This window comes from Enterobacter sp. BNK-34 (assembly GCF_048684445.1).
Classification (GTDB): domain Bacteria; phylum Pseudomonadota; class Gammaproteobacteria; order Enterobacterales; family Enterobacteriaceae; genus Enterobacter; species Enterobacter pseudoroggenkampii.
In genome coordinates, this window is the sequence record NZ_JBLQUA010000001.1 from 2,926,807 (window position 1) to 2,943,384 (window position 16,578).

The 16,578-nt window shown below is 63.0% G+C and carries 16 protein-coding genes and 2 pseudogenes; 12 read left to right on the forward strand and 6 right to left on the reverse strand.

The annotated features are described in order from the left end of the window. Window positions 1–158: 158 nt before the first annotated feature. Both uraD and uraH read left to right on the forward strand, forming a co-directional pair. On the forward strand, window positions 159–659 hold the full coding sequence (uraD, locus tag ACMGG5_RS14205; protein WP_420278031.1) for a 2-oxo-4-hydroxy-4-carboxy-5-ureidoimidazoline decarboxylase: 501 nt from the start codon (window positions 159–161) through the stop codon (window positions 657–659). Beyond that, the gene (gene uraH / locus ACMGG5_RS14210; RefSeq protein WP_420278032.1) at window positions 656–979 is read left to right on the forward strand and encodes a hydroxyisourate hydrolase; all 324 of its coding nucleotides are present in this window, start codon (window positions 656–658) and stop codon (window positions 977–979) included. Before uraD ends, uraH begins: the two co-directional genes overlap by 4 nt. Here uraH and guaD read toward each other — a convergent pair. Both guaD and ACMGG5_RS14220 read right to left on the reverse strand, forming a co-directional pair. Next, window positions 964–2,277: a guanine deaminase gene (gene guaD, locus ACMGG5_RS14215; RefSeq protein WP_420278033.1), complete on the reverse strand. Its 1,314-nt coding sequence runs from the start codon at window positions 2,275–2,277 to the stop codon at window positions 964–966. The genes uraH and guaD overlap by 16 nt on opposite strands. A 98-nt stretch (window positions 2,278–2,375) precedes the next feature. After that, window positions 2,376–3,872: pseudogene (locus ACMGG5_RS14220) on the reverse strand (NCS1 family nucleobase:cation symporter-1). 144 nt (window positions 3,873–4,016) lie between these two features. On the opposite strand from ACMGG5_RS14220, the gene ACMGG5_RS14225 reads away from it, so the two are divergent. The 3 genes and pseudogenes from ACMGG5_RS14225 (at window position 4,017) to puuE (ending at window position 6,421) form a co-directional block, all read left to right on the forward strand. Beyond that, on the forward strand, window positions 4,017–4,733 hold the full coding sequence (locus ACMGG5_RS14225) for a GntR family transcriptional regulator (RefSeq protein WP_420278034.1): 717 nt from the start codon (window positions 4,017–4,019) through the stop codon (window positions 4,731–4,733). After that, a pseudogene (locus tag ACMGG5_RS14230) lies at window positions 4,733–5,601 on the forward strand (aspartate/glutamate racemase family protein); the annotation flags it as partial. The gene ACMGG5_RS14225 and the pseudogene ACMGG5_RS14230, both read left to right, overlap by 1 nt. Next, window positions 5,489–6,421 (forward strand): allantoinase PuuE, encoded by a 933-nt coding sequence (gene puuE, locus ACMGG5_RS14235; RefSeq protein ID WP_248163863.1) that lies wholly within the window; start codon window positions 5,489–5,491, stop codon window positions 6,419–6,421. The pseudogene ACMGG5_RS14230 and the gene puuE, both read left to right, overlap by 113 nt. 106 nt (window positions 6,422–6,527) lie before the next feature. On the opposite strand, the gene hpxZ is transcribed toward puuE, so the two are convergent. From hpxZ to hpxW, 4 genes are read right to left on the reverse strand one after another with little or no spacing between them, the layout of a single operon-like run. Next, on the reverse strand, window positions 6,528–6,914 hold the full coding sequence (hpxZ, locus tag ACMGG5_RS14240; protein ID WP_420278035.1) for an oxalurate catabolism protein HpxZ: 387 nt from the start codon (window positions 6,912–6,914) through the stop codon (window positions 6,528–6,530). Beyond that, window positions 6,911–8,308: an AtzE family amidohydrolase gene (locus ACMGG5_RS14245; protein WP_420278036.1), complete on the reverse strand. Its 1,398-nt coding sequence runs from the start codon at window positions 8,306–8,308 to the stop codon at window positions 6,911–6,913. The genes hpxZ and ACMGG5_RS14245 overlap by 4 nt, the downstream gene beginning before the upstream one ends. Beyond that, window positions 8,305–8,493: an oxalurate catabolism protein HpxX gene (hpxX, locus tag ACMGG5_RS14250; RefSeq protein WP_420278037.1), complete on the reverse strand. Its 189-nt coding sequence runs from the start codon at window positions 8,491–8,493 to the stop codon at window positions 8,305–8,307. The genes ACMGG5_RS14245 and hpxX overlap by 4 nt, the downstream gene beginning before the upstream one ends. 10 nt (window positions 8,494–8,503) lie before the next feature. Further along, complete coding sequence (gene hpxW, locus ACMGG5_RS14255) at window positions 8,504–10,087, reverse strand: oxamate amidohydrolase (protein ID WP_420278038.1); 1,584 nt, start codon at window positions 10,085–10,087, stop codon at window positions 8,504–8,506. 142 nt (window positions 10,088–10,229) lie between these two features. On the opposite strand from hpxW, the gene hpxU reads away from it, so the two are divergent. From hpxU to hpxK, 7 genes are all read left to right on the forward strand, one after another. Continuing rightward, window positions 10,230–11,069 carry a MurR/RpiR family transcriptional regulator HpxU gene (hpxU, locus tag ACMGG5_RS14260; RefSeq protein WP_420278039.1) on the forward strand — a complete coding sequence of 280 codons (840 nt, stop codon included), beginning with the start codon at window positions 10,230–10,232 and terminating at the stop codon, window positions 11,067–11,069. A 191-nt stretch (window positions 11,070–11,260) separates the two neighbouring features. After that, window positions 11,261–12,043, forward strand: a complete 783-nt coding sequence (locus ACMGG5_RS14265) for a transporter substrate-binding domain-containing protein (protein WP_008499846.1) — start codon at window positions 11,261–11,263, stop codon at window positions 12,041–12,043. Between the two features lie 4 nt (window positions 12,044–12,047). Continuing rightward, window positions 12,048–12,713, forward strand: a complete 666-nt coding sequence (locus ACMGG5_RS14270; protein ID WP_024909609.1) for an amino acid ABC transporter permease — start codon at window positions 12,048–12,050, stop codon at window positions 12,711–12,713. Then, on the forward strand, window positions 12,713–13,369 hold the full coding sequence (locus ACMGG5_RS14275) for an amino acid ABC transporter permease (RefSeq protein ID WP_071789398.1): 657 nt from the start codon (window positions 12,713–12,715) through the stop codon (window positions 13,367–13,369). The genes ACMGG5_RS14270 and ACMGG5_RS14275 overlap by 1 nt, the downstream gene beginning before the upstream one ends. Next, window positions 13,350–14,087, forward strand: coding sequence for an amino acid ABC transporter ATP-binding protein (locus ACMGG5_RS14280; protein WP_023327069.1), 738 nt, complete (start codon window positions 13,350–13,352; stop codon window positions 14,085–14,087). Before ACMGG5_RS14275 ends, ACMGG5_RS14280 begins: the two co-directional genes overlap by 20 nt. Window positions 14,088–14,100: 13 nt before the next feature. Next, window positions 14,101–15,342, forward strand: a complete 1,242-nt coding sequence (locus tag ACMGG5_RS14285; protein WP_048989868.1) for a pyridoxal-phosphate-dependent aminotransferase family protein — start codon at window positions 14,101–14,103, stop codon at window positions 15,340–15,342. After that, on the forward strand, window positions 15,339–16,577 hold the full coding sequence (gene hpxK, locus ACMGG5_RS14290) for an allantoate amidohydrolase (RefSeq protein WP_420278040.1): 1,239 nt from the start codon (window positions 15,339–15,341) through the stop codon (window positions 16,575–16,577). The genes ACMGG5_RS14285 and hpxK overlap by 4 nt, the downstream gene beginning before the upstream one ends. Window position 16,578: the final 1 nt, after the last annotated feature.

Consider the following 16,578-nt stretch of genomic DNA (forward strand, 5'->3'; position numbering starts at 1 on the left):
GAGAGGTTTGCACTGCTAAGGTGCGCAAACGCGGTGAGCGTGCCTTTTTTTGAATCAAAAATTTCCTGGTCAGCCATCCGGAATCGACTGTTTCACGTCTGCTTCAAGAGTGGCGTGGTTTGTGCAATAAGCCGGAGGAGGATAATCAAGGAGAACCTATGATCGCACTGCACGACTTCAATCAGCTGCCTGAGAAAGACGCTCTTACGCTGCTTCAGCCCTGCGTGGCGATGCCCGGCTGGGCCGACGCGTTGGTTGACGGACGGCCTTATTCGAGCCGGGAAGCCTTGTTCATTGCGGCGCAGGCCCTGGCGCAACGCTGGGATGAAGCGGTATTAACGCAAGCATTGAGCGCCCATCCGCGCATCGGGGAAAAGCCCGCGGGCGCGCAGGCGGAGGCGGCGCTGTCGCGCCAGGAGCAGGGGGCGGTGAACGATCGCGATGCCGCCCTTGCGCAGGCGCTGCGTGAAGGAAATGCTCGCTACGAGGCCCGCTTCGGACGCGTCTTTCTGATCCGCGCGAAGGGCCGCAGCGGCGAGGAGATATTACAGGCCCTGCACGCGCGGCTGGAAAACAGCGATGCGCAGGAAATCCGTGCCGCGCTGGAACAGCTGCGGGAAATTACGCTGCTACGGCTGGAAGGAGTCATTAGCGAATGAGCACACTCAGCACCCATATTCTTGATATTTCGACGGGCAAACCCGCAGAAGGCGTAACGGTTCATCTGCAACAGAACGGGAAGACGCTGGCCACGGGGGTGACCAACGCCCAGGGGCGCATCGCCGCGTTCGTTCCCTCTCTGCCCGCGGGCCGTTACCAACTGGTGGCGGAGTTCGGCGCGTGGTTTCGCGAAACCGGTCGCGACACGCTCTACCCCTGTGCGCAAATTGATTTTGTGACGGGAGAAACGGCAGACGAGCATTTTCATCTACCGTTTGTGATTGCGCCCGGCGGGTGGTCAACCTACCGGGGCAGTTGACCATACCGCTCGCCGTTGACCCAGGTCTCGCTGATGTTGCGCTCGTCGCCGAGGGTCATCAGCACAAAGAGCTGCTCGTAGATATCCTGACAGCGGCGATTGCGCAGGCGCTGCAGCGGCGTTACGTCAGGATCGATAACCACGAAATCCGCCTCTTTGCCGGGCGCGAAGTTGCCAATCTTATCGTCCAGCCGGAGGGCGTGCGCGCCGCCCAGCGTGGCGTGATAAAACGCCTCGCTGGCGCGCAGGCGGTAGTTCTGAAGCTGGCCCACCTTGTAGGCTTCCCCCAAGGTGCGCAGCATGCTGAAGGTGGTGCCTGCACCGACGTCGGTGCCGATGCCCATCCGCACCCTGTGCTGCCAGCAGGCGGGCAGGCGAAACAGCCCGCTGCCGAGAAACAGGTTCGAGGTGGGGCAAAACGCCACCGCCGAACCGGTGTCATGCAGGCACTGCCACTCGCTGTGGTGAAGATGAATCGCGTGGGCAAACACGCTGCGCTCGCCGGTCAGGCCGTAGTGGTGATACACGTCCAGATAGCGCTCGTGCTCCGGCCAGAGGTCGCTTACCCAGGCCACTTCGTTGGGGTTTTCGCTCAGATGGGTCTGCAGCCAGGTATCCGGAAACTCCTCTCTGAGCAGGCTGACCGCCGCAAGCAGCTCGGGGGATGAGGTCGGGGCAAAGCGCGGCGTAATGGCGTAGCCCAGGCGTCCACGGTGATGCCAGCGCTGGATCAGCGCCCGCGTCTGTCGGTAGCTCTGCTTCGCGTCTTCGCTCAGGTAGTTCGGCGTGTGTCTGTCCATCATCACCTTTCCGGCGATAAGGCGCATGTTCAGGCGCAGGGCCTCGGTAAACAGCGCCTCGACCGATTCCGGATGCAGCGTGCAAAACACCAGTGCGGTGGTGGTGCCGTTGCTCACCAGCTGCTGTATGAAAAATTCGGCGATCTCTTTCGCGTAGGCTTCATCGGAAAACTGGCTCTCCACCGGGAAGGTGTAGGTGGTCAGCCACTCCAGCAGCTGTTCGCCGAAGGCGCCGATCATCTCCGTTTGCGGATAGTGGACGTGGGTGTCAACAAAACCGGGCAGCAGCAGCCTGCCGCGCAGGTCGGTATAGCCTATGTGCGGGTCAAGATACTGCTCGCCCTCCTGCCACGGCATCTGTGCCAGAATTTTTCCATTCTGGATAAACAGCAGGCCGTCCTCAAGGTAGCGCGCGTGTTGGGCAATGGCGTCTGCGCTGTCGCAGACCCGGGCAATATCAAAAAATGCACCGCGTATCGCAGTCTGGTATTCCATCATGGTTCCTGCCTTCGTGTTTGCGTAGCGGGGTGATAAGGCGCAGCAAGAACGGTGCCAGAATGAAAGGGCCGCAGATAAGCTGCGGCCGGAGGGAGGGATTACTCTTTTTGCGTCGCCACGCGGGAACCGAACGACGTCGCGCCTGCCGTTTCGCGCTCTTCCCGCGCCAGCCAGCGGTAGGTGACGCCGCCGAGGAAGACGCCGATGAACCAGCTGAAGTTCGCCACCTCATGCAGGGCCGGTATAAAGCTAATCACCAGACCCACGGCAACGGACGGGATCAGCGCCCCAATGGCTTTCGGGTTAAAGCCGTTGCGGTACCAGTATTTGCCCTTTGGCGTGTCGTCGAACAGATCGTCGACCGACACCTTGCCGCGCTTAATCAGGTAGAAGTCGGCAATCAGAATGCCGAACAGCGGGCCGATAAACGCCCCGAGCACGTCCAGGGTGTAGTGGATAAGCTCCGGCGAGTTGAACAGGTTCCACGGGGTGAGCAGGATCGAGCCGACGGCGGCAATCATGCCCCCGGTGCGGAAGCTGATCTTCTGCGGCGAGCAGTTCGAGAAATCAAATGCCGGCGAGACGAAGTTCGCCACGATGTTGATCCCGATGGTGGCGGTGATCATCGTCAGCAGGCCAATCGCCACGGCCAGATCGTTGCCCACGCGGCTGACGGTCTCAATCGGGTCGGTGATCATGCGGCCAAACAGCGACTGGGTGCCGGACACAATCACCACGGTGACGATGGAGAACAGCAGGAAGTTAAACGGCAGGCCCCAGCGGTTGCCGCGGCGGATCTCGCCCATGCTTTTGCCGTAGCGGGAGAAGTCGCCAAAGTTGAGCAGCGGGCCGGAGAAGTAGGAGACCACCAGCGCCGTGGCGGTGATCATCTGCCAGGTCTGCTCGCCCGCGCTCAGGGATTTGCTGGCGAGGGTAAAGGAGATCCCGTCAAAGCCGGTCTTGTATACAATCCAGCCGGCGAGGGCCAGCATCACCACATAGACCGCCGGACCGGCGATATCAATAAAGCGCTTGATGGCGCTCATGCCGTGCCAGAAGACCATCGCCTGCAGGACCCACATAATGGCAAAGCAGATCCAGCCCAGATGCGACAGGCCCAGGAACGCGCCGGTGGTGAGCTAAGAGAGCGACGGCCAGAACTTCAGCGCCACCAGCATCAGCGCGTTGGCGGCGAGATAGGTCTGAATCCCGTACCACGCAAAGGCGATAAGCCCGCGGATCACCGCCGGAATATTGGCCCCGAAGACGCCAAACGCCTGACGGCTGATCACCGCATAGGGCACGCCCGCCATCTGGCTCGGTTTGGCCACCAGGTTGGCGCACAGCTGCACGATGCAAATCCCCACCAGCAGGCAGAGCAGCACCTGCCAGCTTGCCAGCCCGAGCGTAAAGAAGCTCGCGGCGACAACATAACCCCCCATGCTGTGAACGTCCGACATCCAGAACGAAAAGATGTTGTACCAGCTCCAGTTCTGGTCACGCGTCGGTGCCAGATCCTCATTGCAAAGACGTGGGCTGTAAACCGCACCGGAATCAGCGGCCGTACCTTGCTGTGCGTTTTGACTGTTTGGCATGAAACCTGCTCCTGTGAATGAAAACCCGTTGAGTGGGAGTGCAAACGGTGTTGCAGGATCCAGGCCAAAATAATAAATCTTGTATGCAATATTTTATTTTTATGTATACGATTCGATAACGGAAAGTAAAATTCGGAGTGGTAAATGAACAACATAAACGCCCTGCAGACCGCGCCAGACCTGCATGACAAAGACGAATCGATCTTTCAGGCGCTGATGACCGCGATTGTCGAACACCAGCTGCTGCCGGGGAGCAAACTGCCGGAAGAGGCGCTGGCCGAGGTCTTTGGCGTGAGCCGCACGGGCATCCGCAAGGTGCTTCAACGACTCGCCGCTGTGCAAATGGTCACCCTGACGCCCAAGCGTGGTGCACACGTCGCCAGCCCGACGGTGGAAGAGGCGAGGCACATCTTCCGCACCCGCGCCCTGCTGGAGGTCGCCAACCTGCCGGACGTGCTGGCGCACTGCCAGCCGCCGCATCTTGCCGCGCTGGAGGCCATTATTCGCCAGGAGCAGCAGGCGCACGAGGCCTATGACGGGCCGGCGGCGATTCGCCACTCCGCCAATTTCCACATTCAGCTGCAGGCCATGTCCGGCAACCAGGTGCTCACTGAGATGGTGACCGGCCTGAGCCAGCGCTCGTCGCTGGTGATCGCCACCTGGGGTGCGCCGTGGCGTCAGGGCTGCCGCTGCAACGATCACGAGCAGCTGGTGGATCTGCTGCGCCAGAAGGCGCTTGAGCCATTAAGCGATGCCCTAATGCACCATTTTGAACATATTGTCGCCAGCCTCTGCTTCGAGCGGGCGGGCGAGTGCCTGCCTGATTTTGCCCGGCTGTTTGCCGGCCACAAGGAGTCGTAATGTCTGTCTGTATACAAGTGATCAACCCCAACACCAGCCTCGCGATGACGGAAACCATCGGCGCGGCGGCCCGCGCGGTGGCGGCACCCGGGACGGAGATCCTCGCGGTCTGCCCGAGCGCGGGCGTGCCGTCGATAGAAGGCCACTTTGATGAGGCCATCGCCGCCGTCGGTGTCCTGGAGCAGATCAAAAAAGGCAGGGAGCAGGGCGTGGACGGTCACGTGATCGCCTGCTTTGGCGATCCGGGCCTGCTGGCGGCGCGCGAGCTGGCGCAGGGGCCGGTAATCGGCATCGCCGAAGCCGCCATGCATATGGCGACGCTGGTCGCGACGCGCTTTTCGGTGGTCACCACGCTTCCGCGCACGCTGATCATTGCCCGTCATCTGCTGCACCAGTATGGCTTTCAGGACCATTGTGCGGCGCTGCACGCCATCGACCTTCCGGTGCTGGCGCTGGAAGACGGCAGCGGTCTGGCGCAGGAGAAAGTGCGCGCGCGCTGTATACAGGCGCTGAAAGAGGATGGCTGTGGCGCCATCGTGCTGGGCTGCGGCGGCATGGCGACGCTGGCGCAGGAGCTGACCCGCGAGCTGCGCGTGCCGGTGATCGACGGCGTCAGCGCGGCGGTGAAGATGGTGGAATCGCTGGTGGCGCTGGGGCTGTCGACCAGCAAGCACGGGGATCTGGCGTTTCCGGAGAACAAACCGTTAAGCGGGCATTTTCAGGCACTGAATCCATTTTAATTTGTGGGGGTGGCAATGGGGCATTTCGAACAGGATTATCCGCGGGATCTGCGCGGCTACGCGGGCAACCCGCCGCACGCGCGGTGGCCGAATCAGGCGCGCATCGCCGTGCAGTTTGTGCTCAATTACGAAGAAGGGGCGGAAAACCACGTTCTGCACGGCGATGCCGGTTCCGAGCAGTTCCTGTCGGACATCATCGGCGCGGCCAGCTACCCGGACAGACACATGTCGATGGACTCCCTCTACGAATACGGCAGCCGCGCCGGGTTCTGGCGGATCCACAATGAATTTCAGAAACGCGGCCTGCCGCTGACGGTCTTCGGCGTGGCGATGGCGCTGGCGCGTCACCCGGAGATCGTCGAGGCAATCAAGGCGGCTGATTACGACGTGGTCAGCCACGGCTGGCGCTGGATCCATTATCAGCACATGGATATCCAACAGGAGCGCGAACACCTGCACAAAGCGGTACAGGTGCTGACCGACCTGTTCGGCAAGCCGCCGACAGGCTGGTACACCGGGCGCGACAGCCCCAACACCCGCCAGCTGGTGGTGGAGCATGGCGGCTTCGACTACGACAGCGACTACTACGGCGACGACTTACCCTTCTGGACGGAAGTAGCCTGCAGCGACGGCACCCGCAAACCGCACCTGATTGTGCCCTATACGCTGGATGCGAACGACATGCGCTTCGCCACCGCGCAGGGGTTTAACACCGCCGAGCAGTTTTATACGTATCTGAAGGACAGTTTTGACGTGCTGTACGAAGAGGGGGAAAGCGCGCCGAAGATGATGTCCATCGGCATGCACTGCCGCCTGCTGGGGCGACCGGGGCGTTTTCGCGCGCTGCAGCGGTTCCTGGATTATGTGCAGCAGCACGAGCGGGTGTGGGTCTGTACCCGCCAGCAGATTGCCGACCACTGGCGGGAGGTGCATCCGTTTCAGAAGTAATTGAGCCGTGTTTTGCCGGGTGTCGGCTGCGCCTTACCCGGCCCACAGGGCCTACGGGACATCGTAGGCCCGGTAAGCGCAGCGCCACCGGGCAGGTTTTTCAGCGTTACACCATCAAACTCACCTGCGCCGCCACGATCCGCCACCCATAGGCAAACCGTACCCACGTCTGCTGCTGGCGGCCAATGCGTTCCGTGCACTCCCGTGTAAACTCGGTGCTGCACACGGCATAATCCTCCCCGAAGGTGGTGATGACGGTGTGGCGCAGCGTCCGCTGCAGCCCGGTGGCGGGGCGCGCCGCGCGAAAGGCGCGGATTTCATCAATTCCGTACAGGTTTTCCCCCGCCCCCAGCCGCACCGTGTTTTTGTCGTGCCAGAACAGCTCGTCCAGCACCGCAACGTTGTTGCTCACCAGCGCGTCCTCATAGCGGTAAAACGCGGCCGTCACCTCGGCAACCACCCACGGGAGGTTAATATCATCGTGATTCATCATGCTGCTATCTCCGCCGGACGGGCATCGGTGATGCCGCTCTCCTCCAGAACCCGCGCGACGCGCAGGCAGGCCTGCTCGTTAAACGGCGCGGCAATCAGCTGCAGGCCGATAGGCGCACCCTGCGCGGTACGCAGCGGAACGGTGGTCACGGGCAGGCCCAAAAATGATATCGGCTGAGTCAGCATCCCCATGCTGGCGCGAATGGGAAGTGGCTGACCGTTAATCTCCATGGTCTGCTCGCCCGCCAGCGTGGCGCTGCGCGGGGTGGCCGGGGCGATCAGCACGTCGGCCTGCGCGAACAGGGTTTTAAACGCCTGCCGGGCGTGCGCGCGGAACCGCTGGGCCTGAATATACCAGGCGGAGGGGATCATCGCCCCGGCCAGCAGGCGTTCGCGGGAGTGCGGCTCAAAGCGCTCGGGCTCGCGGCGAAGCGCGGGCAGGTACTGATTTCCCCCTTCGGCGGCGCTGATGATAAACGCCGCAGAGCGCGCCAGCTCGGCGTCCGGGAACTGCAGCTCATCCTGCACATCGAGCGCCTTCGCCACCCGCGCCACGGCGTCTCTGGCGTCCGTGTCGCACCAGGTGGTGAAGTAGCCGCCGAGCACCGCGCAGCGCAGGCCGTCAAGCCCGCGATCGAGCAGGGGGCGCGTCTGCTCGCGGGAGCTTTCTGCCTGAAAACCGTCGCTGCTGTCCCGCCCCTGCAGCGCGTCGTAAACGGACGCCAGGTCGCACACGCGGCGGGCAAAGGGGCCGATATGATCCAGGCTTGCGACAAACGGATGGCTGCCTGATCGCGACAGGCGGCCAAAGGTGGGCTTCAGGCCATAGATGCCGCACAGGGAGGCCGGAACGCGAATTGAGCCGTTGGTGTCGGTACCGAGCGAGAAGTGCACCAGCCCGGCGGCCACGGCGGCGGCTGAGCCGCCGGACGAACCGCCCGCAATGCGCGCCAGGTCGTGCGGGTTACGCGTCGTGCCGTAGTGGCTGTTTTCGGTGGTAAAGCCGTAGGCGTAGGCGTCCATATTCACCATCCCGGTCAGCAGCCCGCCCGCGCTGCGCAGCTGGCGCACCGCGAAACTGTCAGCGGCTGCGGCAGGGCGCTGGCTGAACAGCTCGGCCCCGGCGAGGGTGGTATGGCCGGCAACGTCGAACAGGTTTTTCACCGCATAAGGCACGCCCGCCAGCGGCGGCAGGGGACGCTTTTCCCGTCGCAGGGTATCTATATTGTTGGCTTCGGCGAGCATGCGTGCTTCCGTCACGGCGGTCCAGGCATTGATCTGTGGGTTCACGCGCGCAATCGCCTCCAGCGTCTGGCGGGCAATCTCACGAGCGCTCAGCTCTCCCGCGTTCAGCGCATGCTGGATCGCACCGATACTCATCTCGTGTAGCCTCATGCTTTATACACTCCTGCAATCTCCAGGCGGTCGTCGAGCGACAGCGCCATCAGCGGAGCGGCCATGCTAGCAATGCGGCTGAACTGCAGCTGCAGCTCGGCGCGGCGGGCGTCATCCAGCGTCACGCCGAGTACGGTTTCCATCTGCGCCAGGTACGCCTGCCAGTCGGGTTGTGGTGTCGTCATTGTTTTCTCCTCAGAATCCGGCGGTCGCGCCGTTGCTGCGCGGGTCAAATGCCCCTTCGAACAGCCCGTTGGGGTGGTGGACAATCGCGCCCGCGTGGCCCATGGCTTCACTAAAGTCAGGGAAAAGCTCCACCTCGTGACCGAGAGCCTGCAGGCGCGCGACCGTCTCGGGTGAAAAACGCCCTTCAAGCTTTAAGGTGTCCGAGGTTTGTCCCCAGGTACGCCCCAGCAGCCAGCGCGGGCGGGTGATGCTCTCCTGCAGGGGGACGCCCTGAACAACGTAGCGGGTAAAGAGCGCGGCCTGGGTTTGCGGCTGCCCGTCGCCGCCCATCGATCCGTAGACCATCACGCGACCGTCCTTCAGACGCGCCGCCGCCGGGTTCAGAGTGTGGAACGGCTGTTTGCCCGGCGCGAGGGCCAGAAGATGGGCGGGATCGAGGCTGAACGATGCGCCCCGGTTCTGCCAGACGATGCCGGTATCGGGCAGCACCACGCCGCTGCCGAACTCGTGATAGATACTCTGGATAAACGACACGGCGAGCCCGCTTTTATCCATTACCCCCATCCAGACCGTATCGCCGGGACCTTTTCCGGCGCCCCACGGCGCGGCGCGGCCGTCGTCAACCCTGTCGGCAAGCGCCTGCAGGGCAGCGGGATCCAGCAGACCCTGAATATCGGTTTTCAGCGCGCGCGGGTCGGTGATGTGGGCATCGCGCAGGCCAAAGGCCAGCTTGGTGGCTTCAACGATGCGGTGAAGGGTTTCGGCGTCGTCGGCTTCCGCCATGTTCAGGCGGTCGGTGATGCCGAGTATCGCCAGCGAGACCAGCCCCTGCGTCGGCGGGGCATGGTTAAAGATCTCCCCCTGCTGATGCTGCAGCTTCAGCGGCACGGTGCGTCGGGCGGCGTGAGCGTTGAGATCGGCCAGCGTCACGGGGAGATCCAGCGTCTCCATGCCGCGCGCCAGGACTTCCGCCAGCGGGCCGCGATAAAAGCTGTCCAGACCGTCTTCCGCCAGGCGCGTGAGGGTCGTGGCCATGGCGGGCTGATAAAAACGGCTCCCGACCTGCGGCGGCTTGCCGTCCACCAGCCAGGTTTCCGCGAAGCCGGGAACGTCCTTCAGCTCGTCGAATTTACTGGCCGTGGCGTGGGCCTGAGAGGTCGTGACCGGCGTGCCGTTCTGCGCATAGTCAATGGCGTCGGCCAGCAGGCGAGCCAGCGGCAGCGCCCTGTCGGTCATCTCGCGCGAGACCTTCAGCGCCTCGTCCCAGCCGCTCACCGTGCCAGCGACGGTTAGCGCCGCACGGGGGCCGCGATGGGGGATCTGCGTGAGCCCGTCGTAGGCGGCCAGCGTCGCGCGCGATCCCGCCGCGCCGCTGGCATCAATGGCGACAGGTTCGCCTTCCGGCGGCACGATAAGCCAGAAGCCATCGCCGCCCAGCCCGTTCATGTGCGGATAAACCACGGCAATGGTGGCCGCCGCGGCGACCATTGCCTCTATCGCGCTGCCGCCTTCGCGCAGCACGGCCAGCGCGCTCTGGCTGGCGAGGTGGTGGGGCGCAACCGCCATACCGTGTGTGGAGACATTACTTTGCATGAGGAGTCCTCGTAACCCTGAAGGTCACAAGGTGCTGCAAAAGCTGTTCCAGTTCTGAAAGAAAAGTTTCAGTAAACTGGCACGTATAATGAAAGGTAGAATGAAAGGCAAAATGTGATGAAACAAAAGTTACAGAGGCGCTATGGAACAACTGGATGAACGTCTGAAAGCACAGTACCCGTCGCTGTCGCCGCAGGAGCAGCGGGTGGCGGACTTTATTTTCGACCATTTTGACGATCTCATTAGCTACAACAGCGCCGAGCTGGCGCAGCTGAGCGGGGTGTCGAAAGCCACGGTGAGCCGTCTGTTTAAGCGTCTGGGCTATGAGAAATATAAGGATATGCGCGACGAGCTGCGCACCCTGCGCCAGAGCGGGATGCCGCTCACCGATAACCGCGATGCGGTGCAGGGCAACACGCTGCTGGCCCGCCACTATAAGCAGGAGATGGCGAACCTGACCCAGTGGGTCAATGCCCTCGACGCGCAGCAGTTTGCCGACGCCATGGCCTGCATGGTTAAGGCGCGGCGCATCGTCATTATCGGCATGCGTAACGCCTATCCGGCGGCGCTGCACCTGCGCCAGCAGCTGCTGCAGGCGCGCGGTCAGGTGCTGGTCCTGCCGCAGCCGGGGCAGAGCCTGGGCGAGGAGCTGGTGGATTTAACGCCGGACGATCTGGTGGTGATGATGGCCTTCCGCCGCCGCCCGCGCATTATCCGCCCGCTGATGCAGCAGCTTCAGAGCAGCGGTATTCCGGTGCTGCTGATGTGCGAGCCGCAGGCGCACAGCCTGTTCCCGCTGGCGAGCTGGCAGCTCTGCGCCCCGCTGGACAGCGTCTCGGCCTATGACTGCTATTCCTCGGTCAACAGCCTGATCAACCTGCTGGCGAATGCCTTCCTGCATGAAATTCTCGATAAAGGCCGTCCGCGCATTCACGAAATTGCCTCCCTCTACCAGCAGCTGGACGAACTCGAACAGCGATAATGGGGCATCAGGCTGGTGCTTTGCATTGAAATGGTGCAGCTGGCGGGGCGGAGAAACGCACGTTTTTTCGACCCGCCCGCGTTTTATCAGGCTTCTCAACAATATTCCCCGCTTCGCCTTATCTGGCACATTAGTTGCAAAATCACATTCAAAGAATCTTTTGTTTCATGTTAACGTTACGGGGAAGGACCATGAAAAAATTGTTGATTGCACTGGCCGGGGCCGCATGTCTCTTCACACAGCTGCCGGCAAAGGCTGACCAGCTTCAGGATATCGAGAAGCGCGGCACCATTCGCATTGCCGTGCCGCAGGACTTCCCGCCGTTTGGCTCGGTGGGGACCGATCTGCAGCCGCAGGGCTACGACATCGACATGGCGCGCTACCTGGCTAAACAGATGAAGCTCAAGCTGCAGCTGGTGCCGGTGACCAGCGCCAACCGCGTGCCGTACCTGCAAACCGACAAGGTGGACCTGGTCATTTCCAGCCTCGGTAAAAACCCGGAGCGCGAGAAGGTAATCGACTTCAGCCGCGCCTATGCGCCGTTCTTCCTCGGCGTGTTTGGTCCGAAAGGCGCCGAGCTGAAGGACGCCGCCGCGCTGAGCGGAAAAACCATCGGCGTGACGCGCGGGGCGGTGGAGGACATGGTGCTGACCGGCCTGGCGCCGAAAGACGCGGACGTGAAGCGCTACGAAGACAACAACACTACGCTCTCCGCTTACCTCTCCGGACAGGTGCAGTACGTGGCGACCGGCAACCTCGTGGTGGCAGCCATTTCGCGCCAGAACGCGGCGAAAGCCCCGGTGCCGAGCTTTATGCTGAAAGACTCGCCGTGCTTTATTGGCCTGAAGAAGAACGAACCGGCCCTGAAGGCAAAAGTGGATGCGCTGATCGAGCAGGGCATCAAGGACGGCACGCTGAACGGCCTGTCTGAGCAATGGCTGAAGGCCCCGCTGCCGGCAAACCTTGGCGCCTGAGCCGATGACGGAGCAACTTGATTTTTCAGCCCTCTGGCCGCACTGGCCGGAGCTGCTGGCCGGACTGTGGGTCACTATTCAGCTGACGGTGATGGCCACCGTCGGCGGGCTGGCGACGGGGATTTTCGGGGCGGCAATCCGCAGCGGACGCACCACCTGGTTCAGCCGCATCTGGGGCGCGTACGTGGAAATCATCCGCAACACGCCGTTTGTGGTGCAGCTATTTTTCATCGTCTTCGGCCTGCCGAATCTGGGGCTGAAGATGACGGCGGGGGAAGCGGCGCTGCTGGCCATGGTGGTGAACCTGGGCGCCTACAGCACCGAGATTATTCGCGCGGGCATTCAGGTCACGCCGAAAGGGCAATGGGAGGCCGGTCGCGTGCTGGGGCTGACCCGCCTGCAGACCTTTATTCGCGTGGTGCTGCCGCCCGCGCTGCAGCGCATTTACCCGGCGCTGGTGAGCCAGTGCATCATCGTGATGCTCGGCTCGTCGGTGGTATCGCAGGTCTCCTATGAAGAGCTGACCTTCGCCGCCAACCTGATCCAGTCCAGAACGTTTTTAAGCTTTGAGGTTTATCTGGTGACCACCGGGATTTACTTAGCGCTGTCGATTACCCTGCGCCAGCTGATGATGGCGGCGGGACGGAAATGGCTGGGGGTGCAGGCATGATGACCACCTTTACCGACTGGGACATTATTCGCAATCTGCTGCTGGCCGGGCGCTGGACGGTACTGCTGTCGCTGGTGGCCTTCGTCGGCGGGGCGGCGGTGACGCTGCCGCTCCTGCTGCTGCGCCTCACCGGCGGGCGCGCGGTGAAGCGCATCATCCGCGGCTATATTGAGCTGTTTCAGGGCACACCGCTGCTGATGCAGCTGTTCCTGGCCTTCTTCGGCGTGGCGCTGTTCGGCATCGACGTCTCGCCGTGGACCGCCGCCTCGCTGGCGCTGACGTTCTACACCAGCGCGTTTTTGCTCGATATCTGGAACGGCAGCATTCGCGCCCTGCCGAAAGGGCAGTGGGAAGCGTCGCGCTGCCTGGGGCTGACCTTCGGCCAGACCCTGTTTCGCGTCGTCGCCCCACAGGCGCTGCGCATCGGCATTGCGCCGACGGTCGGCTTTGCCGTGCAGGTGATCAAAGGCACCGCGCTGGCGTCGATCATTGGCTTTATCGAGCTGACCAAGGCCGGGACCATGCTGACCAACGTGACCTATCAGCCGTTTAAGGTCTTTGCGCTGGTGGCGCTCGGCTACTTTATTCTGTGCTATCCGCTGTCGCGCTACAGCCGCTATCTGGAGACGAAATTCAATGCCTCTCATCACCATTAATCAGGTGCAGAAGTACTACGGCGATAACCACGTGCTCAAGGGCGTCGATCTGGATATCGACATGGGCCAGGTGATCTCCATTATCGGGCGCAGCGGATCGGGTAAAAGCACGCTGCTGCGCTGCATCAACGGGCTGGAAGGGTATCAGGACGGCAGCATCAAGCTGGGCGGCATGACCATTACCGACCGGGATTCCCAGGCGCGTGAAATCAGCCGCTCGGTCGGGATGGTGTTCCAGAGCTTCAACCTGTTCCCGCACATGACGGCGCTGGAGAACGTGATGCTCGCCCCGCGTCGGGTGCTGAAAAAAAGCGCCGCCGAATGCCGGGCGCTGGCGCAGCAGATGCTGGAGAAGGTTGGCCTTGGCGATCGTCTGGATTACTACCCGTCGAGCCTCTCCGGCGGCCAGCAGCAGCGCGTGGCGATAGCCCGCGCGCTGGCGATGTCGCCGAAAGTATTACTCTGCGACGAGATCACCTCCGCGCTGGATCCGGAGCTGGTGGGCGAAGTGCTCAAAGTGCTGGAGCAACTGGCGGCCGAGGGGATGACGCTCATACTGGTTACCCATGAAATGAATTTTGCCCGCGAAGTGGGCGACCGCGTGGTGTTTATGCACCAGGGGAAAGTCTGGGAGCAGGGCGACAGCAAAACGCTGTTCGCCAACCCGCAGACCACGGAACTGAAGCAGTTCATCTCCTCCGTGCGCGGCCTCAACTGATAAGGACTTAACAATGGATATCGCACACTTTCCGCAAATCAACCCGCCCCAGCGCCTGCTGATGGGACCGGGCCCGATCAACGCCGACCCACGCGTGCTGCGCGCCATGTCGAGCCAGCTGATCGGCCAGTACGATCCGGCCATGACCCACTACATGAACGAGGTGATGGCGCTCTACCGCGGGGTGTTCCGCACCGAAAACCGCTGGACGATGCTGGTGGACGGCACCTCCCGCGCGGGAATTGAGGCTATTCTGGTCTCCGCCATTCGCCCGGGAGATAAGGTGCTGGTGCCGGTCTTTGGCCGCTTTGGCCACTTGCTGTGCGAAATTGCCCGCCGCTGCCGCGCGGAGGTGCATACCATCGAGGTGCCGTGGGGCGAGGTGTTTACCCCGGACCAGGTCGAGGATGCGGTTAAGCGTATTCGTCCGCGCCTGCTGCTGACCGTGCAGGGCGACACCTCCACCACCATGCTGCAGCCGCTCGCGGAGCTGGGCGCGATCTGCCGCCGCTACGACGTGCTGTTTTATACCGACGCCACCGCGTCGCTCGGCGGTAACGCGCTGGAGACCGACGCCTGGGGGCTGGACGCCGTCTCGGCCGGGATGCAGAAATGCCTCGGCGGCCCGTCGGGCACGTCGCCGATCACGCTGAGCGCGCGGATGGAAGAGGCGATCCGCCGCCGCAAGTGCGTGGAGGAGGGCATTCGCACCGACGCCCACCGCGACGGCGACGAGGAGATGATCTACTCCAACTACTTCGATCTCGGCATGGTGATGGACTACTGGGGGCCGGAGCGGCTGAACCATCACACCGAAGCCACGACCGCGCTGTTTGGCGCCCGCGAATGCGCGCGGCTGATCCTGCAGGAAGGGCTGGATAACGGCATCGCGCGCCACAGGCTGCACGGCGATGCGCTGCTGAAGGGCATTCAGGCGATGGGGCTGGAGACCTTCGGCGACCTGAAGCACAAGATGAACAACGTGCTGGGCGTGGTCATTCCGCAGGGGATCAACGGCGACCAGGTGCGTAAGCTGATGCTGGAGGATTTTGGGATTGAAATCGGCACCTCGTTTGGCCCGCTGCACGGTAAAGTGTGGCGCATTGGCACCATGGGCTATAACGCGCGCAAGGACTGCGTGATGACCACCCTGAGCGCGCTGGAGTCGGTGCTGAACTACCTCAAATTCACCACCACGCAGGGGGCCGCCATGCAGGCCGCGTGGGACCACTATAGCCGCGAGACGCCGCAATGAGCCCGGCGGCAGAACGGGTGATGGCGCGCGCCGACGCGCTGGCCGCCATCAGCGAAACCCCGGATGCGCTGACAAGGGTCTATCTCTCCACGCAGCATCTGCAGGCCAACCAGCTGGTCGGGGAGTGGATGCGCCAGGCGGGCATGACCGTCTGGCAGGACAGCGTGGGCAATATCTGCGGTCGCTATGAGGGCGCGCAGGAAGGGGCGCAGGCGGTGCTGCTCGGCTCTCATCTGGATACCGTGCGCAACGCCGGGCGCTACGACGGCATGCTCGGGGTGCTCACCGCCATCGAAGTGGTGGACAGCCTGCACCAGCAGGGTTTGCATCTGGCGCAGGCCATAGAAATTGTCGGCTTTGGCGACGAAGAGGGAACCCGTTTTGGGATCACCCTGTTAGGCAGCCGGGGTATTACGGGCTCCTGGCCGCAGGGCTGGCTGGAGACGTGCGATGCTCAGGGCATCAGCGTGGCGCAGGCGATGGTGCAGGCGGGGCTCGATCCTGCCCGCGTGGCGCTCGCGGCACGTCATCAGGCCGATTTCAGCGCCTGTCTGGAACTGCACATCGAACAGGGGCCGTGTCTGGAGCAGGAAGGGCTGGCGCTGGGCGTGGTGGAAGCCATTAACGGCGCGCGCCGCCTCAACTGCCGCTTCACCGGCGAGGCCGGACACGCGGGTACCGTGCCGATGAGTCACCGTAAGGATGCCCTGGCCGCCGTCGCCGAATGGATGGTGCTGATCGAAAACATTACACGACAGCAGGGCGGCAACCGGGTGGCGACGGTCGGTGAGCTGCGCTGCCTGCCCGGCGCGGTCAACGTGATCCCGGGCGAGGTTGCGCTCTCGCTGGATATTCGCGGCCCGCAGGATGCCCCGCTTGACGCGCTGCTCGCTGAACTGCTGGCGCAGGCGCAGGCGATTGCCGCGCGTCGCGGGTTGAGCTTCAGCGCCGAGGAGTTTTACCGTATCGCCGCCACGCCGTGCGATGCGCATTTGCAGGAGCTGCTGGGGCAGGCCGTTGAATCGGTGCAGGGGTGCTCGTTATCCCTGCCCAGCGGCGCCGGGCATGACACCATCGCCCTGGCGGAACGCTGGCCGGTGGGGATGCTGTTTGTGCGCTGTAAGGGCGGGGTCAGCCACCATCCGGCCGAATCGGTGATGGCTGACGATGTTGCCCTGGCTATTGAGGCATTTGGGCGGGCGGTGAGAACGCTGGCTGACGGCGGTGCGCGTTAAT

Coding starts and splice junctions, on each gene's coding strand:
- guaD (WP_420278033.1), bottom strand. CDS start 2,277: ATGATGGAATACCAGACTGCGATACGCGGTGCATTTTTTGATATTGCC.
- ACMGG5_RS14280 (WP_023327069.1), top strand. CDS start 13,350: ATGCCTCTCATCACCATTAATCAGGTGCAGAAGTACTACGGCGATAAC.
- hpxU (WP_420278039.1), top strand. CDS start 10,230: ATGGAACAACTGGATGAACGTCTGAAAGCACAGTACCCGTCGCTGTCG.
- ACMGG5_RS14285 (WP_048989868.1), top strand. CDS start 14,101: ATGGATATCGCACACTTTCCGCAAATCAACCCGCCCCAGCGCCTGCTG.
- hpxK (WP_420278040.1), top strand. CDS start 15,339: ATGAGCCCGGCGGCAGAACGGGTGATGGCGCGCGCCGACGCGCTGGCC.
- uraD (WP_420278031.1), top strand. CDS start 159: ATGATCGCACTGCACGACTTCAATCAGCTGCCTGAGAAAGACGCTCTT.
- ACMGG5_RS14270 (WP_024909609.1), top strand. CDS start 12,048: ATGACGGAGCAACTTGATTTTTCAGCCCTCTGGCCGCACTGGCCGGAG.
- ACMGG5_RS14225 (WP_420278034.1), top strand. CDS start 4,017: ATGAACAACATAAACGCCCTGCAGACCGCGCCAGACCTGCATGACAAA.
- uraH (WP_420278032.1), top strand. CDS start 656: ATGAGCACACTCAGCACCCATATTCTTGATATTTCGACGGGCAAACCC.
- ACMGG5_RS14265 (WP_008499846.1), top strand. CDS start 11,261: ATGAAAAAATTGTTGATTGCACTGGCCGGGGCCGCATGTCTCTTCACA.
- hpxW (WP_420278038.1), bottom strand. CDS start 10,087: ATGCAAAGTAATGTCTCCACACACGGTATGGCGGTTGCGCCCCACCAC.
- puuE (WP_248163863.1), top strand. CDS start 5,489: ATGGGGCATTTCGAACAGGATTATCCGCGGGATCTGCGCGGCTACGCG.
- hpxZ (WP_420278035.1), bottom strand. CDS start 6,914: ATGATGAATCACGATGATATTAACCTCCCGTGGGTGGTTGCCGAGGTG.
- ACMGG5_RS14275 (WP_071789398.1), top strand. CDS start 12,713: ATGACCACCTTTACCGACTGGGACATTATTCGCAATCTGCTGCTGGCC.
- ACMGG5_RS14245 (WP_420278036.1), bottom strand. CDS start 8,308: ATGAGGCTACACGAGATGAGTATCGGTGCGATCCAGCATGCGCTGAAC.
- hpxX (WP_420278037.1), bottom strand. CDS start 8,493: ATGACGACACCACAACCCGACTGGCAGGCGTACCTGGCGCAGATGGAA.